Annotated in this window: 33 protein-coding genes, 1 other RNA gene and 1 other annotated feature; of the genes, 5 read left to right on the plus strand and 29 right to left on the minus strand. The window is 33.8% G+C overall.

Annotated features, from left to right (window positions below; translation table 11 throughout):
* Positions 1 to 2: 2 nt before the first annotated feature.
* The 5 genes from HDR40_RS04130 to HDR40_RS04150 all read right to left on the minus strand — a co-directional run bounded on the left by HDR40_RS04130 (position 3) and on the right by HDR40_RS04150 (position 3,492).
* Complete coding sequence (locus HDR40_RS04130) at positions 3 to 335, minus strand: YbaB/EbfC family nucleoid-associated protein (protein ID WP_290626772.1); 333 nt, start codon at positions 333 to 335, stop codon at positions 3 to 5.
* A 37-nt stretch (positions 336 to 372) separates the two neighbouring features.
* A complete protein-coding gene (gene dnaX / locus HDR40_RS04135) occupies positions 373 to 2,178 on the minus strand; it encodes a DNA polymerase III subunit gamma/tau (protein ID WP_290626773.1) in 1,806 nt (601 codons plus the stop codon).
* 64 nt (positions 2,179 to 2,242) lie between these two features.
* Positions 2,243 to 2,340: signal recognition particle sRNA small type (ffs, locus tag HDR40_RS04140), an RNA gene on the minus strand.
* Between the two features lie 30 nt (positions 2,341 to 2,370).
* Positions 2,371 to 2,859: a tRNA adenosine(34) deaminase TadA gene (tadA, locus tag HDR40_RS04145; RefSeq protein ID WP_290626774.1), complete on the minus strand. Its 489-nt coding sequence runs from the start codon at positions 2,857 to 2,859 to the stop codon at positions 2,371 to 2,373.
* Positions 2,860 to 2,871: 12 nt separating this feature from the next.
* A complete protein-coding gene (locus tag HDR40_RS04150) occupies positions 2,872 to 3,492 on the minus strand; it encodes a class I SAM-dependent methyltransferase (RefSeq protein WP_290626775.1) in 621 nt (206 codons plus the stop codon).
* Between the two features lie 448 nt (positions 3,493 to 3,940).
* Here HDR40_RS04150 and HDR40_RS04155 point away from each other — a divergent pair, with 448 nt between their 5' ends.
* Entirely contained in the window at positions 3,941 to 4,168 is a 228-nt protein-coding gene (locus HDR40_RS04155) for a hypothetical protein (RefSeq protein ID WP_290626776.1), read from the plus strand.
* A gap of 83 nt (positions 4,169 to 4,251) precedes the next feature.
* Here HDR40_RS04155 and rplL read toward each other — a convergent pair whose 3' ends face one another.
* From rplL to HDR40_RS04200, 9 genes are all read right to left on the minus strand, one after another.
* Positions 4,252 to 4,614, minus strand: coding sequence for a 50S ribosomal protein L7/L12 (rplL, locus tag HDR40_RS04160; RefSeq protein ID WP_290626777.1), 363 nt, complete (start codon positions 4,612 to 4,614; stop codon positions 4,252 to 4,254).
* A 41-nt stretch (positions 4,615 to 4,655) separates the two neighbouring features.
* The gene (gene rplJ, locus HDR40_RS04165; protein ID WP_290626778.1) at positions 4,656 to 5,156 is read right to left on the minus strand and encodes a 50S ribosomal protein L10; all 501 of its coding nucleotides are present in this window, start codon (positions 5,154 to 5,156) and stop codon (positions 4,656 to 4,658) included.
* Positions 5,157 to 5,193: 37 nt separating this feature from the next.
* Positions 5,194 to 5,318 (minus strand) — a sequence feature (ribosomal protein L10 leader region).
* A gap of 55 nt (positions 5,319 to 5,373) precedes the next feature.
* Complete coding sequence (locus tag HDR40_RS04170) at positions 5,374 to 6,207, minus strand: potassium channel family protein (protein WP_290626779.1); 834 nt, start codon at positions 6,205 to 6,207, stop codon at positions 5,374 to 5,376.
* A 132-nt stretch (positions 6,208 to 6,339) separates the two neighbouring features.
* Entirely contained in the window at positions 6,340 to 7,032 is a 693-nt protein-coding gene (gene rplA / locus HDR40_RS04175) for a 50S ribosomal protein L1 (RefSeq protein ID WP_290626780.1), read from the minus strand.
* Positions 7,033 to 7,134: 102 nt separating this feature from the next.
* Positions 7,135 to 7,560: a 50S ribosomal protein L11 gene (rplK, locus tag HDR40_RS04180; RefSeq protein ID WP_209687577.1), complete on the minus strand. Its 426-nt coding sequence runs from the start codon at positions 7,558 to 7,560 to the stop codon at positions 7,135 to 7,137.
* 122 nt (positions 7,561 to 7,682) lie between these two features.
* Positions 7,683 to 8,237: a transcription termination/antitermination protein NusG gene (nusG, locus tag HDR40_RS04185; protein WP_290626781.1), complete on the minus strand. Its 555-nt coding sequence runs from the start codon at positions 8,235 to 8,237 to the stop codon at positions 7,683 to 7,685.
* Between the two features lie 86 nt (positions 8,238 to 8,323).
* The gene (secE, locus tag HDR40_RS04190) at positions 8,324 to 8,494 is read right to left on the minus strand and encodes a preprotein translocase subunit SecE (protein ID WP_290626782.1); all 171 of its coding nucleotides are present in this window, start codon (positions 8,492 to 8,494) and stop codon (positions 8,324 to 8,326) included.
* A 5-nt stretch (positions 8,495 to 8,499) separates the two neighbouring features.
* A complete protein-coding gene (gene rpmG / locus HDR40_RS04195; RefSeq protein WP_290626783.1) occupies positions 8,500 to 8,649 on the minus strand; it encodes a 50S ribosomal protein L33 in 150 nt (49 codons plus the stop codon).
* A 67-nt stretch (positions 8,650 to 8,716) separates the two neighbouring features.
* Positions 8,717 to 9,598, minus strand: coding sequence for an FMN-binding protein (locus HDR40_RS04200; protein ID WP_290626784.1), 882 nt, complete (start codon positions 9,596 to 9,598; stop codon positions 8,717 to 8,719).
* A 282-nt stretch (positions 9,599 to 9,880) separates the two neighbouring features.
* Here HDR40_RS04200 and HDR40_RS04205 point away from each other — a divergent pair, with 282 nt between their 5' ends.
* On the plus strand, positions 9,881 to 10,633 hold the full coding sequence (locus tag HDR40_RS04205) for an MIP/aquaporin family protein (RefSeq protein ID WP_290626785.1): 753 nt from the start codon (positions 9,881 to 9,883) through the stop codon (positions 10,631 to 10,633).
* A 69-nt stretch (positions 10,634 to 10,702) separates the two neighbouring features.
* Positions 10,703 to 11,851, plus strand: coding sequence for a glycerate kinase (locus HDR40_RS04210; protein WP_290626786.1), 1,149 nt, complete (start codon positions 10,703 to 10,705; stop codon positions 11,849 to 11,851).
* 81 nt (positions 11,852 to 11,932) lie between these two features.
* On the opposite strand, the gene HDR40_RS04215 is transcribed toward HDR40_RS04210, so the two are convergent.
* The 8 genes from HDR40_RS04215 to HDR40_RS04250 form a co-directional block, all read right to left on the minus strand.
* The gene (locus tag HDR40_RS04215; RefSeq protein ID WP_290626787.1) at positions 11,933 to 12,148 is read right to left on the minus strand and encodes a hypothetical protein; all 216 of its coding nucleotides are present in this window, start codon (positions 12,146 to 12,148) and stop codon (positions 11,933 to 11,935) included.
* A 79-nt stretch (positions 12,149 to 12,227) separates the two neighbouring features.
* The gene (locus tag HDR40_RS04220; RefSeq protein WP_290626788.1) at positions 12,228 to 12,770 is read right to left on the minus strand and encodes a sigma-70 family RNA polymerase sigma factor; all 543 of its coding nucleotides are present in this window, start codon (positions 12,768 to 12,770) and stop codon (positions 12,228 to 12,230) included.
* 157 nt (positions 12,771 to 12,927) lie between these two features.
* On the minus strand, positions 12,928 to 13,683 hold the full coding sequence (gene rlmB / locus HDR40_RS04225) for a 23S rRNA (guanosine(2251)-2'-O)-methyltransferase RlmB (protein ID WP_290626789.1): 756 nt from the start codon (positions 13,681 to 13,683) through the stop codon (positions 12,928 to 12,930).
* Entirely contained in the window at positions 13,670 to 14,113 is a 444-nt protein-coding gene (locus HDR40_RS04230) for a ribonuclease III domain-containing protein (RefSeq protein ID WP_290626790.1), read from the minus strand. The genes rlmB and HDR40_RS04230 overlap by 14 nt, the downstream gene beginning before the upstream one ends.
* Complete coding sequence (gene cysS, locus HDR40_RS04235; protein WP_290626791.1) at positions 14,106 to 15,518, minus strand: cysteine--tRNA ligase; 1,413 nt, start codon at positions 15,516 to 15,518, stop codon at positions 14,106 to 14,108. Before cysS ends, HDR40_RS04230 begins: the two co-directional genes overlap by 8 nt.
* 93 nt (positions 15,519 to 15,611) lie before the next feature.
* The gene (gene gltX / locus HDR40_RS04240; protein ID WP_290626793.1) at positions 15,612 to 17,111 is read right to left on the minus strand and encodes a glutamate--tRNA ligase; all 1,500 of its coding nucleotides are present in this window, start codon (positions 17,109 to 17,111) and stop codon (positions 15,612 to 15,614) included.
* An 83-nt stretch (positions 17,112 to 17,194) separates the two neighbouring features.
* Positions 17,195 to 18,574, minus strand: coding sequence for a DNA repair protein RadA (gene radA / locus HDR40_RS04245; protein ID WP_290626795.1), 1,380 nt, complete (start codon positions 18,572 to 18,574; stop codon positions 17,195 to 17,197).
* Positions 18,549 to 19,124, minus strand: coding sequence for a dUTP diphosphatase (locus HDR40_RS04250; protein WP_290626797.1), 576 nt, complete (start codon positions 19,122 to 19,124; stop codon positions 18,549 to 18,551). The genes radA and HDR40_RS04250 overlap by 26 nt, the downstream gene beginning before the upstream one ends.
* 154 nt (positions 19,125 to 19,278) lie before the next feature.
* Here HDR40_RS04250 and pepC point away from each other — a divergent pair, with 154 nt between their 5' ends.
* A complete protein-coding gene (gene pepC / locus HDR40_RS04255; protein ID WP_290626799.1) occupies positions 19,279 to 20,628 on the plus strand; it encodes an aminopeptidase C in 1,350 nt (449 codons plus the stop codon).
* Positions 20,629 to 20,683: 55 nt separating this feature from the next.
* Here the strand turns inward: pepC and HDR40_RS04260 are convergent, their stop codons facing one another.
* The 6 genes from HDR40_RS04260 to HDR40_RS04285 all read right to left on the minus strand — a co-directional run bounded on the left by HDR40_RS04260 (position 20,684) and on the right by HDR40_RS04285 (position 24,628).
* Positions 20,684 to 21,619 carry an AAA family ATPase gene (locus tag HDR40_RS04260; protein WP_290626801.1) on the minus strand — a complete coding sequence of 312 codons (936 nt, stop codon included), beginning with the start codon at positions 21,617 to 21,619 and terminating at the stop codon, positions 20,684 to 20,686.
* A 90-nt stretch (positions 21,620 to 21,709) separates the two neighbouring features.
* The gene (locus HDR40_RS04265) at positions 21,710 to 22,387 is read right to left on the minus strand and encodes a 2,3-diphosphoglycerate-dependent phosphoglycerate mutase (RefSeq protein WP_290626803.1); all 678 of its coding nucleotides are present in this window, start codon (positions 22,385 to 22,387) and stop codon (positions 21,710 to 21,712) included.
* Between the two features lie 16 nt (positions 22,388 to 22,403).
* On the minus strand, positions 22,404 to 22,625 hold the full coding sequence (locus tag HDR40_RS04270) for a DUF308 domain-containing protein (RefSeq protein WP_290626805.1): 222 nt from the start codon (positions 22,623 to 22,625) through the stop codon (positions 22,404 to 22,406).
* A gap of 2 nt (positions 22,626 to 22,627) precedes the next feature.
* On the minus strand, positions 22,628 to 22,882 hold the full coding sequence (locus HDR40_RS04275; RefSeq protein WP_290626807.1) for a hypothetical protein: 255 nt from the start codon (positions 22,880 to 22,882) through the stop codon (positions 22,628 to 22,630).
* 78 nt (positions 22,883 to 22,960) lie between these two features.
* Entirely contained in the window at positions 22,961 to 23,848 is an 888-nt protein-coding gene (locus HDR40_RS04280; RefSeq protein WP_290626809.1) for a cation diffusion facilitator family transporter, read from the minus strand.
* A 90-nt stretch (positions 23,849 to 23,938) separates the two neighbouring features.
* The gene (locus HDR40_RS04285) at positions 23,939 to 24,628 is read right to left on the minus strand and encodes a histidine phosphatase family protein (protein WP_290626811.1); all 690 of its coding nucleotides are present in this window, start codon (positions 24,626 to 24,628) and stop codon (positions 23,939 to 23,941) included.
* A 225-nt stretch (positions 24,629 to 24,853) separates the two neighbouring features.
* Here HDR40_RS04285 and HDR40_RS04290 point away from each other — a divergent pair, with 225 nt between their 5' ends.
* Positions 24,854 to 25,438, plus strand: a complete 585-nt coding sequence (locus HDR40_RS04290; RefSeq protein WP_290626813.1) for a DJ-1 family glyoxalase III — start codon at positions 24,854 to 24,856, stop codon at positions 25,436 to 25,438.
* Positions 25,439 to 25,512: 74 nt separating this feature from the next.
* Here the strand turns inward: HDR40_RS04290 and HDR40_RS04295 are convergent, their stop codons facing one another.
* On the minus strand, positions 25,513 to 26,376 hold the full coding sequence (locus HDR40_RS04295; protein WP_290626815.1) for an SDR family NAD(P)-dependent oxidoreductase: 864 nt from the start codon (positions 26,374 to 26,376) through the stop codon (positions 25,513 to 25,515).
* Positions 26,377 to 26,394: the final 18 nt, after the last annotated feature.

A 26,394-nucleotide genomic window follows, 5' to 3' on the forward strand; every position in this document is an offset into this window, starting at 1 on the left:
TGTTACATCAAGCCCTTAGTATATTTACCCATTGATGCTTGAGTTGCATCTTCAACTTCTTTAATCCCTTTATTAACTGCATCAATAACTAAATCTTGAAGCATATCTGGATCATCTGGATCAATAGCTTCAGCAGCGATTTTAATATCTTTTAACTTACGATCACCACTAAAAGTAGCTACAACCAAATCATCAACTGATTTACCCACAAATTCCTTAGTAGATAAATTAGCTTGTTCTTCAGCCATTTGTTTTTGCATTTTTTTAGCTTGCTTGATTAAATTTTGCATGTTTCCCATGTTACCCATGCCACCAAAATTAGGTCTTTTACCCATAATAATATCTCCTTTATTTTTACTTATAGTTTCTATTCTAATCTTTGATATGTGCTAAATCACCAAAAAGTTCTTGAGCTTTACCAATTATTTCTTTTTTATTTTCTTCGTTTACCTTAGAAGCATCAGATTCTTGTTGAGTTTCTTGACTCAATTTTTTAATCTTCTTAGCAAGTAATTCTTGTTTATGACTTTGTACAAAATCACTTCTTACTTGTTGCCAAGAATCAGCCGGTACTAAAACAATACCATAATTATGCTTAGTCATCTTAGCAATTTGAGCTTCTAATGTTTCCAAGAACTGATTATTAGTAGTAGCTTTTTCAAACCATAATTCATACTTACAGCTTAACACTACCTGATCAGCACTAGCTGCTACTGGCGTCAAAATATCAAGTAAAGCCTTTTGAGATACACTAAACGTAGATACAACGTCGCCCCAAGTATCTTTAATCACAGAAATATCAGCACTAGTAGCATTTTCCAAAACATGATAAACCTGACGTCGATTATTCTCTTTGGCTACATTATTTTTTATTTTAGCCTTAGGTGTTTTTGGTTTTTGACTACTCTTAGCAACAGATACTGGCTTTTGAGAAACAGTAGTCTGTTCAATTTTACCAGAAAAATTCTCGCTCGAAGCAACCGACTTAGATGAATTTATTACTAACTTAGCTATTTTCTCTTCAAGTAAAGCAAGTTTATTTTTTAAACTATCTATTTCAGCCTTATGTGGCGTAGTAACTTGCTGGTTAGACGATAACTGGTTTGGTGCAATTTCTTTAGTCATTTGCACTACAAATACATCAAGCGGAATCTCTTGCTGATTAGTGAAACGTAAATCATTAATTGCTTGGTTAGCTAACTTAACTAATCTCAAAAAATTATCACTAGGCAATTTTTTTAATTCTTCAACATAATTTTCAAGTAAAAATGTATTTTGCTTATTGCCCTTAATTGCAAGCATCGCTTGAACACTTAGTCGAATCAATTCATCTAAGATATTCTTACTACTAGCGCCATTGTTAAGTAGGTCTTTAACTTGAGATAAAGAACTTTCCGTGGCTTGTTGATTTAAGCTTAAAAATAACTTTTCTATTTTTTCTTGGTCAGCAAAACTAGTAATTTCTAAAGCATCTTTATACTTTACACTGTCTTGATCATATGACAAAATTTGATCCAAAATGCTTAAGCTATCCCGCATTCCGCCATCTGCAACCTGTGCAATCACCTTTAAAGCCTTGGAATCATAATTAATTTTTTCTTGATTTAAAATATATTCCATTCTGGCAATTAAGTCTTGTTGATCAATTCGCTTAAAATTATAACGTTGTGTTCTCGAAATAATTGTTGCTGGAACTTTTTGGAGTTCAGTAGTTGCCAAAATAAATACCACATGCTCAGGCGGCTCCTCTAATGTTTTAAGCAACGCATTAAAGGCTCCCATGGAAAGCATATGAACTTCGTCAATGATATAAACCTTATATTTTCCTTGAGTTGGTGCATATTTAACTTTATCGCGAATTTCTCGAATTTCATCAACTCCATTATTTGAAGCAGCGTCAATTTCAATAATATCGCTCATAGCACCCTTATCAGCAGCAAGACAATTTTCACACTCATTGCATGGTTCACCATCTTGCAAATTAGTACAATTAAGAGCCTTGGCAAAAATTTTAGCACATGAAGTCTTTCCAGTACCTCTTGGTCCGGCAAACAAGAAAGCATGCGAAATTTTACCTCGCTTGATGGCATTTTTTAATGTATCAGTTATCGCAGTCTGTCCAACCACTGAATCAAACGAACGTGGTCGCCATTTGCGATACAGCGCTTGATAAGCCATTTGTACTCCTTACTTTCTTTCTGAATAAAAAAGCTCCTAACTCTTTAAAAGAGTTAAGAGCATGTTAAATGTCTCAAAAAAAGGCACATGCCCAAACAACCTTAGTGCTGCTACCTTCCGGTCCTGACACAATTCAGCAGTTGAACATTGCCCATAAACTATAATAACGTATTTTTTTAAAATTTTCCACCATTAATTACGATTAGTTTCCTTTTGTTTTTTTCTAATCTGTCGAAAAAAATCTTTAAGCATTTGAGCAGCTTGAGGTTGATATAATCCACCAAAAACTTGGGGATGATGATTAAATTTTTCAACTTTAAACAAATCAACTACACTTCCCGCTGCACCCGCTTTAGGATCAAAGGCTCCATAGTAAATGTCTTTAATTCGTGAATTAATAATCGCACCTGCACACATAGGACAAGGTTCAAGCGTCACAAATAAACTACAATCAATCAAACGCCAGGATCCTAAATTTTGACAAGCTTGTCGAATAGCAATCATTTCAGCATGTTGAGTACTATCCTCATCAAGTTCTCTTCTATTATAACCCTCTCCAATTACTTCACCATTGGAATTTACCACGATAGCACCGATAGGGACTTCTCCTTGTTTTTCTGCTTTTTTAGCTTGCGAAAATGCAAGCTTCATAAACTTTTCTTTATCTTCTTTTGAAAGCAAGATCTCTCTCCCTTAATCTTTTATACTTCTTAAAATATAGTAACCCTTATCACGAGCTAAAATTTCACAATTTCCATACGTTTCTTCCATTAGCTTACGTGCGCTTGGTGCTCCTTGCTTTTTCTGAATTACGGCTAAAATACTTCCTCCAGTAACTAAATGATCAAACGCACCAGTCAAAATTTCATCTACTACCTTTTTACCAGCTCGAATTGGTGGATTAGTTAAAATTAAACCATATTTTTTATCTTTGGGAATATTTTCATAAACATTAGAAGAATAAATATTTACATTCTCAATCTGATTGAAGTCGGCATTTCTTTTAGCTAAATTTAATGCTCTTTCGTTCACATCAATCATATCTACTTCCTGATTTGGCCAAAATTTTGCAGCAAATAATCCAATAGGACCATAGCCCGTTCCTACATCTAAAATGTTATCATCTGGAAAACTTATTTTCTCCATCGTCTTAATTAATACTCCAGATCCATAATCAATTCTTAATTTTGAAAAAACTCCTGCATCTGTTGTAAATTTTAAATCTATTCCATCAACATGATAATCCACTAAACGTTCGTCATGCTTAGCATTTGGATCTACGGCAAAATACATTTGATTTTTTTCTTGGTTCATTTTTATTATCCTTTATTCTGCTAAATATAGTTTACTAATTTTTCTACAAGATTTCTTGATTGACATTTACTTATATTAATGTAAAATTTAAATTAAAATAATTTAATATTAGTTTAAGAGGGAGAGACATGAATACCTTAATTACTAGTCTATTATTTCCTTCCTTAAAATGGTTCTTGACCAATAGCGGAGGTATCCTAGGTATTAGCGCATTCCTAAGTTTAGGTTTATTAGCAATTACTATTTTTATATTATTTCACCTTCAAGATTATAAAAAATTTACTGCTATCACTTTTATTTTTTTGAGTTCTATTTCACTTAGTTTCTCATTATTTATGTGTCTAACCTTATATAAATATATGCTAGCATTAGTAATCTAATCTTGTACAACTTCCTTTCCGAATTATATAATTAAAAGAAGACCTTCAAATCAGAAAGGATTTAATTTATGGATATTTCAATTCCAATTTTTATTATTTTAATTGTAATCGGATTAATAGCTATAGGTATAGGTTTTAAGATTAAGGGTAAAGAAAAAGTTTTCGGTCGTCAACTTGATACGAGTAAACAAACCTGGGCAAGATTTTGGCTTACTTGTGGTTGGGTAATTTTAGCTTTATCAATACTTTATTTAGTATTTGGTATTATTTTACACCTATATCTTAAATTATATTAGACAGACTTACTACATGTTTTATTTAAAATAAAAAAAGAGCAGATGCATTTGCAATCTGCTCTTTTCTTTTAATGAACCGTTAATTACTTAACAGTTACAGTAGCACCAACTTCTTCAAGTTTAGCCTTGATATCGTTAGCTTCGTCTTCGGAAACAGCTTCCTTAACGTTCTTAGGTGCACCATCAACAAGATCCTTAGAATCCTTAAGGCCAAGACCAGTGATGTCACGTACAACCTTGATAACCTTAACTTTTTCTTGACCAACGTCAGTTAATTCAACATCAAATTCAGTCTTTTCAGCAGCACCTGCGCCTGCACCTGCAGCAGCAACTGGAGCAGCAGCTGAAACGCCAAATTCATCTTCGATAGCTTTTACTAAGTCGTTCAATTCAAGGATTGATGCGTCTTTTAAAGCTTCAATAATCTTATCAGTATCTAAAGCCATTATAAGTTTCCTCCAAAATAATATTTTTTAAATTTACGAAATTATTCGTCTTTAGAATCAGCAACAGCCTTAACAGCATATGCCACGTTGCGAACAGGTGCTTGCAATACAGAAAGAAGCATTGAAAGTAAACCTTCGCGACCTGGAATAGCAGCAAGTTTCTTGATTTCTTCTTGGCTGGCAACCTTACCTTCGAGCATACCACCCTTAATAGATAATGCTTCAACATTATCTTCGTATTTAGAAACAATACGAGCTGGTTCAGTAATATCATCTGCGTTATCAGTATAAACAACAGCAGTTGGACCTACGAAAGTATCTTCTAAACCTTCGATACCAGCCTTTTCAGCAGCACGTCTTAAGTAAGTATTCTTGATGACTTTCATCTTAACATCAGAATCACGTAATTCTTGACGTAAGTTAGTAACTTCTTCAACAGTTAAACCTAAGTAATCAACTATTAAAATAGCTTTAGCATTCTTAAGTTCTTCTGCAAAAGCGTCAACAAGTTTTTCTTTAGCAGCAATAGCAGCTTTACTCAATGAATTCACCTCCAAAAATACTTTAAGATAAATTCTATCAGCCGAAATTAAAACTCCATGCCAAAAAGACATGGAGTAGTTTAATACTCTTTGTTTTTCTGGCCTCGGCGGGATATTAAGGCATCTTGCCACCCGAGTCTTAGGTAGAATTTACTTCGACTAATACTTTACTAGGTATCAGAGTTAATGTCAACAATTAATCTAAAAAATATCTAAATTATTCTTTCTTTTTTAGCCATTGCTTAAATTTATGCCATTCAGTACCATTAGTTTTTGACTTCAATGCTTCGATTTCAGATTTTAATTCATTATTTTGAACCACCAGTTGCTTATTTTGCTCTGTTAGCTTATCTAATTTTTCCAAAATTAATTGTAAATTATCATTACTGCTAACTGCATATTTATTAGAATGTCTCATGACATGCGTAGTTAATGATGATGTCAATACACCAATAATTCCGATTCCAAGCAACATCATGATTAAAGCTACCGTTTTCCCCATAATACTATGGGGAACTAAAGTTTTATCAGCGATATCACCATATCCAACAGTTGAAGCTGTTGAAATTGCCCACCAAAAAGCATCATCAAGTGATACATGTTCAGTTAAAGATATAACTACAGATCCCAATAATAAAAATGTAATAGCAAAGTAAATAACATATAGTAATCCATGAGTATGGAAAGTTTTGCGCAGTCGTCCAACTACACCCGCTAATCTTACTAAACGTAATAATTTAATCGGTATTTGAAGATTAACACTAATTATTCTAGTCCAAGCAAATAAAATACTAATTGGAATAATAGAAAGTAATTCAAATATATTATTTTTAAAAAATTTTTGTTTATCTTTAGCCTGCGACAGCCTTACAAAATAATCAATAGCAAAAATACACAAAATTATATTATTAACCCAAAACCATTTACTAGTTGGATCATCCAAACGTACCAAAGCCGCATAATCCAATACAATTAAAATAATTGTAATAATTGCTAAACCAGCCATCCCCCATTTATATATACTTTTCTTAGACAGCTGTAGTTGTTTCATAACTTCACCTTCTCCTTTTTATGAACATGTAATAATTGTATCTTATACTTATATATCTATTCAAATTCATTATTAAGACAAAAAACCACCCTTCTTAATTGAAAGGTGGTTTTTATTAATTTTAAATAATAATTAGTCTAAGTTCAATGGATCCAAGTGGATACCAGGGCCAAAGGTTGCAGAAACAGCAACACTCTTAATGTATTGACCCTTAGCTGATGCAGGACGTGCACGAACAATAACGTCACGTAATGCATTAAAGTTTTCTGCTAACTTATCAGCTTCAAATGAAACCTTACCAATTGGTGCGTGAATCAAGCCTTGCTTGTCAACACGGTATTCTACTTGACCAGCCTTAACGTTTTGAACAGCTTTAGCAACGTCCATAGTTACAGTACCAGTCTTAGGGTTTGGCATTAAGCCCTTAGGTCCCAATACACGACCTAAACGACCAACTTTAGCCATCATCATTGGAGTAGCAACAACAACGTCAAAGTCTAAGTAACCATCTTGAATCTTAGCTACTAAATCATCGCTACCAACTTCATCAGCGCCTGCTTCTTTAGCAGCTTCTGCTTGTGGACCTTCAGCAAATACAACAACCTTTTGGGTCTTACCAGTACCGTTAGGTAAAACGATAGAACCACGAATTTGTTGATCAGCTTGTTTTGGATCTACAGATAAGTTGTAAGCAACTTCAATAGTTGCATCAAAGTTTGCGTATGAAGTTTCTTTAGCTAACTCCATAGCTTCGTTTACTGTATAAAATTTATTTGAATCAACTTTCTTAGCTGCTTCTAAATATTTCTTACCATGCTTTGCCATGTAAAAATTCCTCCTGAAAATGTGGTCAAACGAGTCTTCTCAAACTCTCCCACCTTGATTCGTTAATTTTGATTAACGATCCGACATTACTAGAAACGAAGATTAGTCTTCAACTTCGAAGCCCATGCTTCTAGCAGTACCTTCAATCATGCGCATAGCAGCTTCAACATCTGCAGCGTTTAGATCTTTCATCTTGGTTTCGGCAATTTCCTTAACTTGATCCTTAGTTACCTTAGCAACCTTCTTGGTGTTAGGTTCACCAGAACCCTTATCAACCTTAGCTGCCTTCTTCAAAAGAACAGCTGCTGGTGGGGTCTTAGTAATGAATTCGAATGAACGATCTTCATATACAGTAATAACTACAGGGATAATCATACCCTTTTGATCAGCAGTACGAGCGTTGAAGTCCTTAGTGAAACCAACGATGTTGATTCCAGCTTGACCCAATGCAGGACCAACTGGAGGTGCAGGAGTTGCTGCACCAGCAGGAATTTGCAGTTTAACTACGTTAATAACTTTCTTTGCCACGGTCAATACCTCCTTGATTCCGTGATGCGGTTATAATGGAGAAATTTCCTGTTTCCCCTCCCACAGTAATACAGATACTGTGTTATTCTATCATCATTTCTTTATCTTGACAATACTTTAGTTTAATCGTCTAACTTTTTAACTTGATCATACTCTAATTCTGCATTAGTTTGACGACCAAACATATCAATCACGGCAGTTAATTTTGCCTTTTCTGGATCAAGTTCAGTAATCTTACCTGTTAATCCGTTAAAGGCTCCCCCAGTAATAGTAACAGTTTCACCAATTTCATAGTCAACATCTGGCATTTGCTTAGCCGGTTGACCTTGCGCCTTCAAAATTCTTTCTACTTCATCATCATAAAGTGGAGAAGGCTTAGAACCACCACCGTGACTACCAATAAAACCAGTTACGTTTGGAGTGTTTCTGACAACAAACCAACTTTCGTCAGTCATTACCATTTCTACTAAAACGTAACCAGGAAAAACTTTTTCGTCCACTTCTTGCTTTTTACCACGAACAACTTCAGTTTTTTGCTCTTCTGGAATAACTACACGAAAAATGTAGTCTTGCATCCCCATAGATTGAGCACGTGAAAGCAAATCCTTTTTAACTTTATCTTCGTAGCCAGAGTAAGTGTGGACTACATACCATTGTTTCTTGCTGGTTTCAACCATGTTTTTGCTCCTTATTAAAACTAATGCAAACAAAAAAACCTCACATGGAGGTTTTCAATTAGCTGTATTATATCATAGATTTGGACTTATAAGAATAATTGTGTCATATAGCTGAACAATAAATCCAATAAACCCAGGTAAGCGGCAAAAAGAATTGAGCTACCTACAACCACACTAGTATCACGTCTATTTTGTTTCCAACTTGGCCATGATACTTTTTTCATTGTCTGGCCTACACTTTTGAAAAACTTAATCATGCCTCTTACCTCGTTTCCTTGTGGAGAGTTTGAGTTCCACAATGTTTACAAAACTTTTTTAGTTCAAGTCTTTGAGTCCGATTCTTGCTTGCAGTAATGGAATAATTACGTGATCCACATACTGTACAAGCAAGGGATGCTTTCTTTACTGCCATAAAATCACTCCTAAACTGCAACTATATTAGCAAAAATTACTTCTTAAAGCAATATCGAGTTATTTTATTAATCTTTCTCCGAGTAAACAATATTATCAACATGGATAAAGCGAGCGTTATTATTTTGGGCAGCATTTAATAATTGACCTACATAGGCAATGAACTCATTAGAAGCTTGAACTGCGCCAGGTACAACTTTGACATCATCGATATCATAATCTTCATCTTTAAATTCTTGCATCAATTTAGTCATGTACTTCTTCGGAGTAGCTGAATTTACCCCATCATTCTTAGTGTAGTTAGTACTTGTCTTAATAGACTTGCCATCTTTATCTATTTGATCATATGTTAAACTACTTACTTTACCATTTTTAATTACTAACACATAAGTTTGACGATAACCATTTTTATTAGGATTTTTTTCTGTCAACTTATAAGTACCATCATGGTATTTATCCGTATTTTTAATATGAATAGTTGAAGTCTTACCCTTTTGAGCGGCACTAAATAACTGAACAGCATAATTTTGTAATCTGTGAGCACCATCAACATCTTTTTTAACAGAATCAATCCATCGTGGATCATTAGCATTAGCAGCCCAATCTTTATTTAACTGCTTAGTCTCTTTAGTAATCAGAGTCTTACCGTTCTTATCCAGTTCCTTATAGGTAGTCTTAATTACTTTCCCACCTTTAACAATCATTGACATTTCAACACGGTAGCCATCTTCAACATCGTTTTCTAATAATCGATACTTACCATCTTTTAAATCTGCCCCAGCGACTTTTTTAGAGGTAGTCTTTTTAGTTGAACTTGAAGACTTTTCTACCTTACTGCTTTTTGCAGAAGATGAATCACTAGATTTGCTTGAACTATTTGAACATGCTGAAAGCATTACAGCTGATAATGCAACTGCACTTACACTATAAATAATTTTTCTTAATTTCATTTTTCATACCATTTCTAAAAAGTAATATATATACTTCTTTTACACCATTAATGTAATTTTAATGCACTAAATGAATAGGTGCAAGAGATGCTCTTTAGAAAAATTTAAACTAATTTTGACTAACTATAAATAAGAATCACTATACATTTATAGGCAACTAACAAAAAAAGTAAAAAAATGCAACTTTTTTGCCTCGTATGTCTATCCAAATTAGCTTATTTTAGGTATAATCATCTCTTGGATTATATTTTTCGATTATTTTTTCAGGGGGAAAAAGTATAAATGCAACATACTTGGATGATAAAGTACTTTGCGGAATTTATAGGAACCGCTATTTTAGTACTTTTGGGAAACGGTGCAGTAGCTAACGCAATGCTAAAAGGTACCGCTGGTAATAATCAAGATGATAAGGCTAATGGTGGTTGGCTCTTAATCGCTTGGGGATTCGGATTTGGGGTTATGATTCCTGCGTTTCTTTTTGGATCAATTTCAGGAAATCATTTAAACCCAGCCGTAACACTTGCCCAAGCAGCCGCTGGTGCCTTTCCTTGGTCACATGTGTTACCTTATATCATTGCTCAAATGCTTGGTGCAATGGTAGGGCAACTATTAGTAGTAGCTCTTTACTACCCATATATTAAGGAAACTGATGACGTAGATGCTATTTTTGGTAGTTTCTCAACATCTGATTATGCAAATAGTAAACTTAATGGTTTTATTACAGAATTTATTGATACTGCTATTTTGCTTTTCTGTGCAGTTGGACTTTACCGTGGAATGTTCTACCACCAATCAATCGATATTGCTAATATCGGAGTAGGGTTCTTAATTACTGCTCTTGTTATGTCAGGTGGTGGTCCAGCTGGTCCTGCTCTTAACCCAGCTCGTGACTTAGGACCTCGTTTAGTTTACACATTCTTACCATTACCACATAAAGGTTCATCTCACTGGGAATACGGTTGGGTACCTGTACTTGCTCCTATCTTAGGAGGAACTTGTGGTGCTTTACTTTACAAAGTGATTTTTGGAATTTAATATTACTATTTAAACTGCTAAGATTAGTCTTAGCAGTTTTTTTGTACAAAAATTAGAAAGAAGATTTTTATGAAAATTATAATTGCACCAGATTCCTTTAAAGGCTCATTATCCGCAAAGCAGGCAGCCTATTGCATCAAAAATGGACTTAAAGTTTCATTTCCAAACGCTACCTTTGAGTTAATCCCAATGGCTGATGGTGGAGAAGGAACAATGCAAGCATTAGTCGATGCGACAAATGGTGAAATATTTTCCAAAGAAGTTAAAAATCCACTTGGATTAACTACTCAAGCAAAATTTGGAATTTTAGGTGATCAAAAAACTGCAGTTATTGAAATGGCAGAAGCTAGTGGCCTCCAATATGTAGATTCTGCCACTGCTAATCCCCTGCTTACTAGTACCTATGGGACCGGTGAATTAATCAAAGCTGCACTAGATAAGCATGTAAAAAAGATTATCATTGGCCTTGGTGGCAGTGCTACAAATGACGGTGGTGCCGGTATGGCTCAAGCACTTGGAATCAAATTACTTGATTCTAATGGGAATGAATTAGAACCAGGTGGGGGAAATTTAAATAATCTAATGCAGATTGATATGCAAAATTTAGACCCTCGATTACAAAATATTGAAATTATTTTAGCTAGTGATGTAACTAACCCTTTAACTGGAGCTAACGGAGCATCAAAAATATTCGGTCCCCAAAAAGGCGCTACAACTCAAATGATTGAAGTTTTAGATAGTAATTTGCATCATTTTGCCAGTGTAGTTAAGCGTGACTTAGGTACAGACTTTGAAAACTATCCTGGTTCTGGAGCTGCTGGTGGGTTAGGTTTTGGCCTTCTTAGTTTCACCAAAGCAAGCTTACACGCTGGCGTGGAAGTCGTTTTATCACTCAATAAATTTAGAGATAAAGTTAAAGATGCTGATATTATCTTTACAGGTGAAGGTGCTACAGATTATCAAACCCAATTTGGTAAAACTCCATTTGGTGTCGCCAAAGCCGCAAAAGATATTGTTCCTAATGCACCCGTAATTATCTTGACAGGTAATATTGGTAAAAACGTAGATTCTCTCTATAAATCAGGTAAAATAGATGCAATTTTTTCTACGGAAAGTGGGGCAAAAGATTTAACTACAGCAATCAAAGACAGCCATCATGATCTTACCCAAACTGCAGAAAATATTGGCAGATTAATAAAAACTCTAAAATTCAATTAAAAAAGACAATCCAAAGGATTGTCTTTTTTGGTGGTCAAACTAATGCGTGACCACTGTTCGTAGAATTTTAGGAAATTACTATTACTTTTTAAGATTTTCGTTTATAAAGACTTCGATTTTATCATCAGAGTCTTTCAAAAATGGAAGCATAGCTTCTTCTGTCTTCATGGTATCATGACCATTGCTTTCCATGAAGTAGTCCCAAAGGGCATCTCTTACTGGAAGCTCTGAATCACTCCAATCAAAGACCTCATTCATGCGACGATCTAATAAATCTGTCTTAATAATTTCTGCCATCTTAAATACCTCCTAAATAACTTCTACAATTCTTATTATAGTCCCTTTTCTTAAAAGTGACACAATTTTAACTTGATTTCTAATCGATCGAATCTAAGAATTTTTTCTTACATCTATGTTTAGCCTGTTGAATTTGTTTTTTAGTAAAACCCATCTTATTCAATTTTTTCTGACTTATGTATCCAACATGATGTAAAAAAATCATAATTTCAACATGAGAAAGAGATTTTAAATACTTCTCCAAAATTTCACTATCAATGGGTATTTGCATTTCTACAGTCTGTTCTTCAACACCTCCAACACTCATCAATCCTTCATATGAAATTGCATGGCGATAAGGTTCACGTCGCTGTGCTAAATCATGGCGAAGTAATGAACAAGCATGATTGCTAAGGTATGTTTTAAAAAATGAGCCAAAATTCTTTCCTTTTTCAACATCAAACATACAACAGGCTTCATAACAAAGTACCAATGCATCTTGTTTCCAATCATCATTATCATAGTCTCGTAAATAATATTTATTTTTAATATTGTAAACAATTCCCATATAGCGTTCTAGCAACTTTACTAATGCATCACTATCTTTTTGTTTAACCAATAATATTAAATCTAAATCATTCACCTTAGTCCTCCTTAATAATTTAGCTTATGATCAACATCTATACAATACTTTAGCGAACATAACAAACAATTTAAGGAGAACATAAGTTTAAGCGCTCATCTACTTAAAAAAGACGCAAAAAAGTGGCACACTTTCTTAAAAATGTACCACTTATTTTTTAACTTAGAGGATAACGACTATTAAACATTTGATAAAGTAACACTCCCGTGGCTACACTAGCGTTTAAGGACTGAACATGCCCAATCATTGGGATAGTAAGCGTTTGATCCATTTGCTTTAAAAGTAACGGGGATATTCCTTTTCCTTCATTACCAATTACTAATACAGTCTTTCCCTTAGCATCCCATCTACGATAATCAGTTCCCTCCATCGCTGTACCAAAGAACCAATATCCACGTTTCTTTAATAACTTAGTAGTTTGTACTAAGTTATTCACTCTAGCTACAGGTACGTGATCAATTGCACCAGTTGAAGTTTTAGCAACTACAGAAGTCAAGCCACTTGCACGTCGTTTTGGAATAATAACGGCACTTACTCCCGTTGCATCACACGTTCTTAAAATAGAGCCTAAATTATGTGGATCTTCAATAGAATCCAGCATTAACAAAAAAGGTTCCTTGCCTTCAGCATCAAACTTATCTAGTAAGTTATCTAAGTCAGCGTATTCAAATGACGCAACAGCCAAAACTAGCCCTTGATGATTACCTTGATCGGTTAATTGATCAAGTTTATTTTTAGGGGCATTTTGAACAATTAAATGTTTTTTTCTAGCTAATTGATAAACTTGATTAGCAAAATCTTCTTGTATTCCTCTTTGTAAGAAAATTTTATTAATTTTATCAGCATCTTGCGTTTTTAAATAATCAATTCCTGCATGTCTACCAAAAACAAAATCTTCACTACTTGAACTCATATTCTGCATCCCCTCCATGTTCTACTTGATCAATACACCATTCACAAATCTCTGTTACCCGATCATGCTTTCCTAATAAGTCTAAGTAACCAATTAAAGCTTCAAAACCAGTAGACAGACGATACGTAGCTAACGAAGTATTTTTAGCATGGGTGTGACTTTTAGCATTACGCCCACGGTGAAAAATATCTAATTCATCTTCGCTAAGCATCCCCTCAGCTTCCATCTTAGTAATTAACCAAGCTTGGGCTTTAGCCGAAACATAATGAGTTGCATTTCGCTGCAACATTTGAGGCTTAACAATACCACCTTTAACTAGGTGACGGCGTATGTAAACTTCATATACACCATCTCCCAAATAAGCTAATGTTAAAGCTCCCATAGCATAAGGGTTACGATCTTTTTCAGTTAATACTTTAGGCTTAAGCACGATGCCACCTCGTTCCTTGAGGAGTATCTTCTAGAATAATACCCATTTTATTTAATTCATCCCGCAAGCGATCACTCGTTGCCCAATCTTTATTTTTACGAGCGTTATCACGTTCAGCAACCATTTGATCTATTTTTACATCATCACTATTAGTTTTTCTTTTGAAAGTTACACCAAAAATTAATAACCATTGTTTAAAAACACTTATAAATTCAGTTATAGCTTCTTTATCCACTTGTTGTTCATTTAAATGAGCATTAATCTTGGATACTAAATTATACATTACACTTAAAGTGTTTTGGACATTAAAGTCATCATCCATCGCATCAATAAAGTCACTTTGAGCCTTTTTTAAATTATTTCTTAATTCATCAGAAATTATACTTTCATTCTCATCTTCTAATCGTCTTTCACTGTTACGTAAAACATTTTTATAACGATCAAGTACTGTCTCTGCTTGTTTTAGACCATCTTCAGAATAATTTATTGGACGGCGATACTGGACGCTAGACATATAAAAACGCAAAACTTGTGGATCAATTTTCTTTAAAATATCATGAACCGTCACAAAATTATGCAATGACTTAGACATTTTTTCCTGCTTTTTACCTACAGTTACAAAGCCATTATGAAGCCAATAATTAACAAATTTTTTACCAGTTCTAGCCTCACTTTGAGCAATTTCATTTTCATGATGAGGAAATTCCAAATCTTGGCCTCCACCATGAATATCAATACTATCACCCAAGTATTTAGTACTCATTACAGAACATTCAATATGCCATCCTGGTCGTCCTTTACCCCAAGGAGAATCCCATGCAATTTCAGTTGGTTCCTTTTGAGATTTCCAAAGGGCAAAATCTATTGGATCTTCTTTTTTATCTTGTTCGGAAGAATTAATATGTTCAGAAGCACCTTCTTCTAATTCTGCAATATTTTGATCACTTAATTGACCATAATTCACAAATTTTCGAGCGCGATAATATACATCCCCATCGACTTCATAAGCATATCCTTTATCAATTAAATCTTGAACAAAAGCAATAATATCTTTAATTTCATGAGTAGCTCTTGGATGAAGGTTGGCTGGTTTAATATTTAAAGCTTGAGTATCTTCTAAATAAGCATTGATATATCTTTCCGCCAATTCTGGAACAGTTATATTTTCTTTCTTGGCTTCATTGATCATTTTATCGTCAACATCAGTAAAGTTAGAAACATAATTTACATCATAACCACGATATTCCAGATAACGTCTAATAGTGTCAAAAGCAATTACACTTCTAGCATTCCCAATATGAATATAGTTATAAACCGTTGGCCCACAGACATACATACTGACTTTTCCGGCGACTAATGGTTTAAATATTTCTTTTTTGCGCGTTAAAGTATTAAAAACTTTCACGGTTTACACTATCCTTTCTTAAAATCTACTCTCATTTTACCAGAAAGAAAAAGAAGCTGCGTTCTTTTGCAGCTTCTTATTTCTCTTTACAAATTAAAGACCATTTTCTGCCATTTGCTTCAAAGTAAGATCTAAGTGTTCAATCACTCTTTCTTTACCTAGAAGTTCCATAGCTTCACCAATACCAGGTCCAACCATAGAACGAGTACCAGCAATACGGATTGGCATAAATAATTTTCTACCTTTAACACCAGTGCTCTTACGCGTAGCTTGGATAGCATTCATAATTTGAACTGATGTAAAACGAGGGATCAAGTCTAATTGCTTCTTGAATTCTTCAATTACACCACGACCGTCATCTTTCTTAATTTCTTCAATTTCTTCTTCAGATAAATCTTTAGGATCTTCAAAGAAAATCTTAGCCATCTCAACAATTTGTTGAGTATAAGACATTTGTACAGAGTAAATGTTAACTAATTGACGAATCCATTCCATCTTTTCAGGTGAAACTTCTTTTTCAACCAATCCAGCTTCTTGCAAGTTATTCAAAGCTAAATCAAGTAATGTATCACGATCTGCCTTCTTAACATATTGGTTGTTAATCCATTCAAGTTTCTTTTGGTCAAAAGCAGCTGGGGATTTAGATAAACGTGCTGGATCAAATGACTTAATCAATTCACGTTGAGAGAAGATTTCATTTTCACCAACTGGTGACCACCCTAAGAGAGTAATAAAGTTAAACATTGCTTCTGGTAAATAGCCAAGTTCACGATATTGTTCAATAAATTGAAGAACTGACTCATCACGTTTGGAAAGCTTCTTACCAGTTTCTGAATTTATAATCAAAGTCATGTGGCCAAACTTAGGTGGTTCCCAACCTAAAGCTTCATAAACAACTAATTGCTTAGGTGTGTTAGCAACATGATCATCACCACGTAAAACATGAGTAATCTTCATCAAATAATCATCGATTACAACTGCAAAGTTGTAAGTTGGCATACCATCACGTTTTTGAATAACAAAATCGCCACCGATAGTATCAGACTCAAATGATACTTTACCCTTAACAATATCATCCCAAGCATAAGTTCTATTTTCAGGAATATGAATTCTAACAACTGGCTTTAAGCCTTTAGCTTCGGCTGCTTCTTGAGCTTGTTTAATTTCATCAGCAGTCATGCCTTCATATTCATAAGTATAGTGAGGAGCAATACCCATTGCACGTTGTTCTTCACGTTGGGCTTCAAGCTCTTCTTCTGTCTTGTAGGAGTAGTAAGCTTTACCTTCATCAATCAATTGTTTGATATATTTATTGTAAATATCTTTTCTTTCTGATTGACGGTATGGGCCATATTCGCCACCCTTATCAGGACCTTCATCCCAGTCGATACCTAACCAGTGAAGGTTTTCCATTTGAGATTTTGAACCACCTTCAACATTACGTTTTTGGTCAGTATCTTCAATACGAAGAACCATAGTACCTTTGTTATGACGTGCAAATAAGTAATTAAATAATGCAGTACGTGCATTACCAATGTGCAAGTGACCAGTAGGACTTGGAGCATAACGCACACGGATTTTTTGTTTAGCCAAAATAAAGCGCCTCTTTCATTCATTTATGTTTAAAATGCATCTCTTTAAGTTTAACTTTTCTAGTAAAAAAGTTCAATCTTTCATTAACCAAATACTAGCTTTAATGTTTGTGGCAAACTAGCAACCCCTATTACTTCAATATCACTGCGATTTTTTAAAGTAGAAGACAAGTTATGGAGAGGAATAAAAATGCGTTTAAAGCCAATTTTAGCTGCCTCATTCACACGAGCTTCAATTCTGTTTACGCGACGTATTTCGCCAGTCAAGCCAATTTCTCCCACAAAACAATCAGTCGAGAGAATTTCTTCATTTTTATAACTTGAAGCTACAGCCATTGCTATGGCTAAATCAATTGCCGGTTCATTTAGTTTAATCCCACCTGTTGCAGTTAAAAAAGCATCCTGATTTTGAAGCATCAAATTGCCTCTTTTTTCTAAAACAGCTAACAATAAAGCAACCCGATTATAATCAAGCCCTGAAGTTGTTCTTTTAGCATAACCAAAAGCTGTTGGTGTTACTAAGGCTTGAATATCAGCAAGAAGTGGTCTTGTACCCTCTAAAGAAACAACAATCGCAGAACCAGTCGAATTTGGTAGTCGCTCATCCAAAAAAATTGATGAAGGATTAGTAACTTCACTAAGACCCTCATTTCTCATTTCAAACATACCAATTTCATTTGCCGCCCCAAAACGATTTTTCACAGATCGTAAAATTCTATATGCATGATGACCATCACCTTCAAAATAAAGGACAGTATCAACCATATGTTCTAAAATTTTAGGACCAGCAATCGAACCTTCTTTAGTAACATGTCCAACAACAAAAACAGTAATTTGATCATTTTTAGCAATTTTCATCAACTCACTCGTTACTTCACGCACTTGAGCCGCTGATCCAACCATTGAATCAATACTTGGCTCATTCATAGTCTGAATTGAATCTATTACTAAGAATTCTGGTTTAAAATCATCAATTTGCTCACGAATATTTTCCATATTTGTCTCTGGGTAAAGTAAAATGCCACTATCACTCACTCCTAAACGGTCTGCTCGCATTTTTATTTGATTAGCTGACTCCTCACCAGAAACATATAAAACTGTATGTTCACGAGCAATAGTTCCCATTATTTGAAGCATCAAGGTAGATTTACCAATTCCTGGATCACCCCCGATTAAGACTAAGGACCCGGGAACAATACCTCCACCAAGAACACGATTTAATTCTTCATAGGGAGTAATAATTCGCTCTTCTTTTTCCGCTTTTATTTCATCTAATTTAATTGGCTTATTTATACCTGTATTAGTCATTAAACGACTCGCAGTCGCTTTAGAAGAAATCTTTTTTACAGTTTCTGTTTCTTTCTCTAATTGATTCCAAGCGCCACAATTAGGACATCTTCCTAAATATGATGCTGAAATATAGCCACAATTACGACATTTATAACGTGTCTTTGTCTTTGCCATTTATTTCATCCCTTATTCCAGATGATCCAAATCCTCCCATACGCTTACGAGGAATCGGATTATCATTATCTGCTTTTAAGTATGGCATAAAAATACCTTGACCTATCCTCTCACCCTTTTTAATTTTTAAAGGACGAACTCCATAATTAATAAATTGAAAATAAATTTCCCCTTCATTTTTTTCATTATCATAATAATCACTATCTATTACACCAATTCCATTTGGTAAAGTGACATTACGTTTATAAGTATTCGATGAACGATTAGCTAAAATTAACACCTCATCATCAGACATGTAACATTTAATTCCTGTTGGCACTAAAAAAGGTTTTAACACTCTTTCAGCTACTTGGTAATCATGTTCATTAAGCTCATGAAAATTTCTAATTAAACGAAAAATTCTTACAAAATTAAATTGCCAAATTGATGGTATTACAATATCTTCGGCTGCCTCAAAGTCATATCCAGCGCTTGCTGGAGTCTGTCTTTGAGGTAAGTGCAAGCCAGCATTCTCATATTTAGAAACAATTTCAAAACCACGTTTACGCATTTTAAATTCCTATCTTCTATAATTCAACTAATCTGTTTTTATAATTTTATTTTATATTACGCAAAAACTGTTCTTTTTTCAAAAAAGATTATTAGACGCTCGTTTATTAATGGTATAAACTTAATATGATGTATTATTTAAGGAGGCATTTTGCATGACTAAAGAAATCACTAACGAGACTATTGCAAGTTTTGAAGAAGATTTTAACTCAAATAGAGCTAACAAAATTGCTGGGCGTGCTGCTCAAGAAAACGGCATCTATAAAGCAAGTCAAAACTTACAAACAAAAGTTAACTTAGATCCTACTTTCTCTATTGAAATTGATACTGGTAAAGTTGCTAATCAAAAGCAATCTGGTCGCTGCTGGATGTTTAGTGCTTTAAACACTATGCGTCACTCAATTCAAAAAGAATTCAAAATTAAAGATTTTGAACTATCTCAAAATTACACTAACTTCTGGGATAAATTTGAAAAATCTAATTGGTTCTTTGAAAATGTAATTGCTACTGCAGATAAAGATCTTGGTGACCGTAAAGTCTCATTCCTATTTACTACTCCTCAACAAGATGGTGGTCAATGGGATATGCTTTGTGGCATTATTGAAAAATATGGTATTGTGCCAAAGAGCGTTTACCCAGAAACTGCTAATGCCACTAATTCAAGTGCTTTAAACGATACTTTAAATACTTTACTTCGTAAAGATGGTCTTGAATTACGTCGTATGATTCAAGACGGTAAAAGCGAAGAAGAAGTACAAACTCGTAAAGACGAAATGCTTCGAGAAGTTTACCGCGTATTAGCAATCTCTCTTGGTGTTCCACCTAAGAAGTTTGACTTTGAATACAGAGATGACGATAAGAACTTCCACAGAGATAGCAATTTAACCCCACAAGATTTCTTTAAAAAATATGTTGGATGGGACTTAAGTCAATACGTTTCAACTATCAACGCTCCAACTGAAGACAAACCTTTCCACAAGGTATTTTCAGTTGAATACTTAGGTAACGTTGAAGGTGGACGTCAAGTACGTCACTTAAACTTACCAATCGATGAAATGAAAGAATTAATCATCAAGCAATTAAAAGATGGTGAAGTTGTTTGGTTTGGTTCAAACGTTGTTAAGGATTCAGAACGTCAAGCTGGGTTACTTGATACTGAACTTTACAAGCGTGATGAATTATTTGATGTTGATTTCAATATGTCTAAAGCTGACGCTCTAAACTCTGGTGAAAGCTTAATGGATCACGCAATGATTATTACTGGTGTTGACTTAGTAGATGGCAAGCCAACTAAGTGGAAGATCGAAAACTCATGGGGTGAAAAACCTGGTTTCAAGGGATACTTCGTGATGAGCGATGCTTGGTTTGATAAGTTTGTTTACCAAGCTGTTATCAATAAGAAGAACATGCCTGAAGATTTAAGAAAAGCCTTTGAAGAAGGTGCTAAAGATCCAATCCAATTATTACCATGGGATCCAATGGGAGCTTTAGCTACTAAATTTTAATTAACTATATACACAAAAAAAGGACGCTACGTAATTTTTACGTAACGTTCTTTTTTTACCAAATATGAAGCAATCTCGTAGGATCAATTTTACTTAAATTAAATTGATGGACATGAGATTTTTTATTTTCTGGGAATTCCTTTACAAAATCAGCAACATTATAAAGTCCAGTTGAATAAGTCCAAACACCCTTTACTTTTCGAATTGGATCAAGCATTTCATTTCTAATTGGATAAGCAGAAATTAAAAAATGTTTATGGTGAAACTTGAAAACAAAATATGGCAACTTAAATTGCTCTACTGCCTCTTCAGGAGTTTTAGCAATCGTAATTACATTACGATATGATCCATATTGTCGAGTAAATTCATCGTTAAAAGAAAAATAGAAATTAGAGATATGAACATGTGGAAAATCTTCTGGTTTGACCTTGTCGGGTACACAGATAACATGCGAATATCTATCTAAATTTTTTTCTTTTTGACTTAATGCACGTTCCATTCCCGTTGGTAAAATTGAATACGCCCAATCAGGAACTTCAGGATGAGCTTCGTATTTTTCATACATCATTTTTATAACGGAAGGTTTAACCCAATCATAATTAATTCTAATTCGATTACGTCGTAGTAACCCTTCTAAAGTATTATGTTGCATTAAATCAACAACAAACAATTCATATCGATACTTATCAACCCAAGGCTTGAAATGTTCAATTGCCTCCGGTGTAATATGCGTACCATCAACAATTACCGTCTCACCATAAGACATTTTATGTTCAACTAGCTCATCTACCATTTTTTCAGTATCTTTAGATACATAACGAGGTATTATTTGATGAAGTTGATCAGTTTTTTTCTCATAAAATACAGTTAAATCCGCAAGTAATAAACGAATTGCATCACGAGAAATGGCGTAAGGTTGTAGATGGTGACGGGCAATAAAAGATGACTTACCCGATCCAGGTGCACCTCTTAATAGAAATATTTTACGCATCTTTTTCTCCAAACTAATTTTAAGTCTATATATACGTAAAAATTCTACCATAAAACTTAATAATTCACGAACTTTACAAAGAAGCAAAAATTATTTTAGAATTTCTTTTTTTATAATTTTTAGATTTTTATCAAATGTATAAACAATCGGTTGAGCATTTGGGACTTCAACTTTAATAATATCTTGGTCATTGATATTTTCAATTTTCTTAATTAATGCACGCAAACTAGAACCATGTGCAACAATCAATTGATCATGACCTGCCAATAATTGAGGTGCCACATTATCCCAAAAATATGGCATTAAGCGATTTTGTGTTTGGTGCAAGCTTTCAGCTTGAGGCATTAGATTCATATCACAATATTTATATCTTCTGTCCTGAACTGGTTGTACTAACTTAGGTGGCACACTATCAAAACTCCGCCGCCATTCTAGCACTTGCTCTTTGCCAAAAATTTTTCGAGAAATATCTTTATTAATTCCGCGCAAAGCACCATAATGCCGTTCATTTAATCGCCAAGTTTTAGTAATAGGCAAATATAGAAAACTACAAATATCTGCAATAATATTAGCTGTTATAATAGCCCTTGATAAAACAGATGTATGAATATGGGTTGGTGCAAAATTAGGGATTTTTGCTACTTGAACTCCGGCATATTTTGCTTGTTCAAGTCCCCGTTTACTTAAAGGAACATCATTCCAACCAGTATAAACATTGTCTGCATTTGCAGTACTCTCTCCATGTCTAATTAATACTAACTTGACCAAAATAACCCACCTATAGCTAATGCCAAATCAACAATATAATTCCCAAGACGGTAAAAATAATTCCTAAAATCAAAAAATAGGTTTCTCCACCAGTAGGATAATTTCTTTTCTGGGCTTTACTTAAATTTAACTTCTTTTCTGCAATTAATTTTTTATTACGTTTTCTTTGAAAAGCAGTATAAATATCCCACAAGCCAACCAATAGCACAATTAAACTAACCCAAATATTGATTTGCATTTTTATTTATCGTCCCTATGCACACTACTACCATTTACCCATTGATCTAGCTTACGCACACCATCTTTAAATGATTGCTTAGATTTGTGCCATATTTTTTTGCCATATTTTTTACCAAAAGATGTTTCATCTATTGTATCTTTAATTTTTGGCCACTGATTTTCTTTAAAACTTTCAATACCCGATTGTGCTGCTTCAGCTAATTCATCTGTTTTTTCATTAAGTTTTTGCTTAAATTTTTCAGTATCAAATTCCATATTTTTAATTCCTTTCAAGAAAATTTCTAAATAAAAGACCCGCTTCTATTTTACCAAATAGTTAACAGGTCTTCTTTATCATCTAGTATTTTTTCCAGAAGCTAAAATTTTTTCATTCATTCCTCTAACACATTCAGCTTGTAAAGTAACATGATTAATTCCTAGCTTTTTAAGTTCTTGTTCAATTCTTCCATATAAACTATCTAATTCTTTAGCATCCATCTTAGCATCAACATTAATATGAGCATCAAGCATTGTTACAGTATCAGAATATTGCCAGACATGAACATGGTGAACATTTTTTACTTCTGGAATAGAAATAATTGTTTCTCTCACTTCATCCAAATTAATACTTGGATTAGTTTCCATTAAAATGTTTGCAGCTTTAGTAGTAACTTCATAGGCTTCCTTTAATAAAAATAGTGAAGCTGCAATAGTTAGAATCGGATCAATCCAATATATTTTCCAAATTGAAATTACAATCGCCCCAATTACAACAGCCACACTTGTTAGAGCATCTGAAAGCATATTAAGAAACGTGGCTTTAGCATTTAAACTTGTCTTAGCTTCTTTCATCACCACTAACATTGAGATTAAATTAGCAGCTAATCCAATTAATGAAACAATAAGCATAATCTTTCCTTTAATTGGTTCAGGATGAGAAAAACGCTGAATTCCTTCAACCATTAAATACAAACTAATTACAATTAAAATTATTCCATTGGTAAAGGCTGCTAAAATTTCTGCTCGATCATAACCAAAAGTTTTATTAACATCTCGTTTTCTTTTAGAAATCAAATTAGCTATAAAAGCTAAAATAATTGATCCAACATCACTTAAATTATGAACAGCATCTGATAAAAGTGCTAAAGAGCCAGATACAGCTCCGCCTATAAACTCAGCAACAGTAATTACAATATTTAAAATTGTGACCCATAAATAACGGATAGATGACTTATCTTTCATAAAAATCCCCCATTTATATATCACTAACTATTATCTTAAATTTTTAACTTTCCCACAACTAAAAGGTTGAATTTGGTTACTTAGATATTTCTACATATCAATCAAATCTTTACTCTTAACGTTATAATCTACAATTTCAAATCGCCCATCATCATGTAAAATACCACGAGTTACACTACCGTTTTCTGGGAACGGAATATCGTGCATTCCATCAGACTTATCCCAATATTTGATTCCTAACGTCTTAATAAAATCTCCATGAGAAACGACTAAAACACGACCTAAGCCTTTTGTTTCTTCAGAAAGTTGCTTAATTGCTCTAGTCATTCTCTCATCTAATTCAGCGCTATTTTCAGCTAAATGCCGAGGATCAGCTTTTTTGGTAGCCTCTCTAAATTTATAAATTCCTAAAGTATTAATAATCTTATTTACATCGGTTTCGGGATCCATCCCACCAGCTAGTGAGACTTTTTCCCATGTTTGATCAATATCATCGCCTTCAAATGTACCAAAGAATACTTCTCTAAATGCTGGAAATTTTTTTATTTTTCCAATATTAGATACCTCATTCGCATTTGCTATTAAGTGAACTGTATCAATGGCCCGCTTTAAATCAGAACTATACATTTTATCAAAGTGAACTTGTGATAATTTATGAGCTGTTACTTTTAAATCATCAATTCCTTTAACAGTAAGTGGGGAATCTGCCCATCCTTGAACTTTATTAAGCTGGTTAAACATTGTTTCTCCGTGACGAACCAAATAAACTTCTGTAGCCATAAAAAACCTTCTTTCTTTATATTGTTTCACAAACTTGACAACATATTTATATAAATGTTAACAAAAAAGCAGCGTAATGCAAGCATTTTTTATGTACTACTATATTTTGTGTTTCACAATTTATTCCAATACAAGATATGTATTGAAAGCATTTTTTCAAAATTAGTAATTAAACTGCGGTAAAATATTAACTGAGAAATTTACAATTATAGAAAGGATAATTTGATGACAAAAGTAGCTGTTGTTTTTGCAGATGGCTGTGAAGAAGTAGAGGGTTTAAGTGTCGTTGACGTTCTACGACGGTTAAATATAGAATGTGACATGGTGGGCTTAGATAAAAAAGAAATCCATGGCGATCATAATATTTTAATCACTTGCGATAAAATTGTCGACGATAGTTTGCTTGACTACGATTTAGTTGCTTTTCCAGGTGGTAAAACTGGTGCAGAAAATTTACGCGATAATAAGAAATTAGCTGGCTTAATGATTAAACGCCACAAAGAAGGTAAATGGGATGCAGCAATGTGCGCTGCACCAATTGCTTTAAGTCGTTATGGAATTTTAAACGATACTAACTACACTTGCTATCCTGGTTTTGAAGACGTAATAAAGAAAGAATGTCCAACAGGTAACTTTAGCACCAGAATTACTGTAACTGATAATAAGCAAAAAGTAATTACTAGTAGAGCACCAGCAACAGCATGGGCATACGCTTATGCAATTGCTGAGGCATTAGGATATAACACTGACGAATTGAAAAAGGGAATGCTATATGATTATTTAGCAGAAAATATTAAAGAAAGTCTCTAAATAAAAAAGAGAAGTAAAATTTTAAGTTTCAAATAAAAATTCTACTTCTCTTTTTTTATATGCTCAAGCTCAGTTCAATAATCTAATAATTTCGCTATCTGATAACCATTACGCAAATAATGATTCATTCTTTCTGGCTCACGCCCTGTTAGTTTATGAAAATCTCTCGAGGTCCTATTTAATAATCCTTTACCACCTGCAGCATACAAGGATGCCATAACAGGATTTTTATAAATTTTAGCAAATTTTTCAACACTAACTGGTTTGTACCCAATATCAGTTTCAGTTGCATGGCTAATGATATAGGCAAGTTCAATCATATTATAATTATTTTCCATTGATAATAAATACGACTGTCCCTTATCACGCATTGTTTGTTGTACAGCTAAACAAGCAATTGCATGGGCGCTATCATTCAATGTTATAAAAGATAATGATTGATCACCAACAGGATAAATAATATTTTTCCGCTTTATTAGCTCGGGAATATAATCCACAATAGGATCTGCATACATAGTATTTTTGGTTATACTATATGGAACTCCTGATCCCGCCAATCTTCTTTCTGCATATGCATAAAATGGTGACATCAAGAATGGATTATTTTCTTGATCTGCAAAAAAACTAGCAAAAATAAATTTAGCATTTGCTTTTTCAGCCCCAGCAAGAATGCTTTCAAATTCTAAAATTCGATTTGATAAGGTTAAATCAATTGAGGGAATATATATTACAAGATCAATTTCCTTAAAGGCATCCTGGATTGAATGATGATTAGTGTAATCCACCTTTACTTTTTCAACTTCTAGATCATCATATTTATTTTTTTCAGTTAGAGAATCTAATCCCACTCTAATATTGACTTCATCAGTCATGGTTTTAAGCCAATGTGTTACTTTTTGAGCTAACTTACTGCTAGCACTAGTGATTAAATATTTCATGTTTTCCTCCAATGAGCA

It is taken from the genome of Lactobacillus sp. (assembly GCF_014803895.1).

Excerpts from the sequence above, each read along its gene's own strand:
- HDR40_RS04130 (WP_290626772.1), bottom strand. The coding sequence starts at position 335 with ATGGGTAAAAGACCTAATTTTGGTGGCATGGGTAACATGGGAAACATG.
- dnaX (WP_290626773.1), bottom strand. The coding sequence starts at position 2,178 with ATGGCTTATCAAGCGCTGTATCGCAAATGGCGACCACGTTCGTTTGAT.
- HDR40_RS04150 (WP_290626775.1), bottom strand. The coding sequence starts at position 3,492 with ATGAACCAAGAAAAAAATCAAATGTATTTTGCCGTAGATCCAAATGCT.
- HDR40_RS04155 (WP_290626776.1), top strand. The coding sequence starts at position 3,941 with ATGGATATTTCAATTCCAATTTTTATTATTTTAATTGTAATCGGATTA.
- rplL (WP_290626777.1), bottom strand. The coding sequence starts at position 4,614 with ATGGCTTTAGATACTGATAAGATTATTGAAGCTTTAAAAGACGCATCA.
- HDR40_RS04170 (WP_290626779.1), bottom strand. The coding sequence starts at position 6,207 with ATGAAACAACTACAGCTGTCTAAGAAAAGTATATATAAATGGGGGATG.
- rplA (WP_290626780.1), bottom strand. The coding sequence starts at position 7,032 with ATGGCAAAGCATGGTAAGAAATATTTAGAAGCAGCTAAGAAAGTTGAT.
- nusG (WP_290626781.1), bottom strand. The coding sequence starts at position 8,237 with ATGGTTGAAACCAGCAAGAAACAATGGTATGTAGTCCACACTTACTCT.
- secE (WP_290626782.1), bottom strand. The coding sequence starts at position 8,494 with ATGATTAAGTTTTTCAAAAGTGTAGGCCAGACAATGAAAAAAGTATCA.
- rpmG (WP_290626783.1), bottom strand. The coding sequence starts at position 8,649 with ATGGCAGTAAAGAAAGCATCCCTTGCTTGTACAGTATGTGGATCACGT.
- HDR40_RS04200 (WP_290626784.1), bottom strand. The coding sequence starts at position 9,598 with ATGAAATTAAGAAAAATTATTTATAGTGTAAGTGCAGTTGCATTATCA.
- HDR40_RS04205 (WP_290626785.1), top strand. The coding sequence starts at position 9,881 with ATGCAACATACTTGGATGATAAAGTACTTTGCGGAATTTATAGGAACC.
- HDR40_RS04210 (WP_290626786.1), top strand. The coding sequence starts at position 10,703 with ATGAAAATTATAATTGCACCAGATTCCTTTAAAGGCTCATTATCCGCA.
- HDR40_RS04215 (WP_290626787.1), bottom strand. The coding sequence starts at position 12,148 with ATGGCAGAAATTATTAAGACAGATTTATTAGATCGTCGCATGAATGAG.
- rlmB (WP_290626789.1), bottom strand. The coding sequence starts at position 13,683 with ATGAGTTCAAGTAGTGAAGATTTTGTTTTTGGTAGACATGCAGGAATT.
- radA (WP_290626795.1), bottom strand. The coding sequence starts at position 18,574 with ATGGCAAAGACAAAGACACGTTATAAATGTCGTAATTGTGGCTATATT.
- HDR40_RS04250 (WP_290626797.1), bottom strand. The coding sequence starts at position 19,124 with ATGCGTAAACGTGGTTTTGAAATTGTTTCTAAATATGAGAATGCTGGC.
- pepC (WP_290626799.1), top strand. The coding sequence starts at position 19,279 with ATGACTAAAGAAATCACTAACGAGACTATTGCAAGTTTTGAAGAAGAT.
- HDR40_RS04260 (WP_290626801.1), bottom strand. The coding sequence starts at position 21,619 with ATGCGTAAAATATTTCTATTAAGAGGTGCACCTGGATCGGGTAAGTCA.
- HDR40_RS04270 (WP_290626805.1), bottom strand. The coding sequence starts at position 22,625 with ATGCAAATCAATATTTGGGTTAGTTTAATTGTGCTATTGGTTGGCTTG.
- HDR40_RS04275 (WP_290626807.1), bottom strand. The coding sequence starts at position 22,882 with ATGGAATTTGATACTGAAAAATTTAAGCAAAAACTTAATGAAAAAACA.
- HDR40_RS04280 (WP_290626809.1), bottom strand. The coding sequence starts at position 23,848 with ATGAAAGATAAGTCATCTATCCGTTATTTATGGGTCACAATTTTAAAT.
- HDR40_RS04285 (WP_290626811.1), bottom strand. The coding sequence starts at position 24,628 with ATGGCTACAGAAGTTTATTTGGTTCGTCACGGAGAAACAATGTTTAAC.
- HDR40_RS04290 (WP_290626813.1), top strand. The coding sequence starts at position 24,854 with ATGACAAAAGTAGCTGTTGTTTTTGCAGATGGCTGTGAAGAAGTAGAG.
- HDR40_RS04295 (WP_290626815.1), bottom strand. The coding sequence starts at position 26,376 with ATGAAATATTTAATCACTAGTGCTAGCAGTAAGTTAGCTCAAAAAGTA.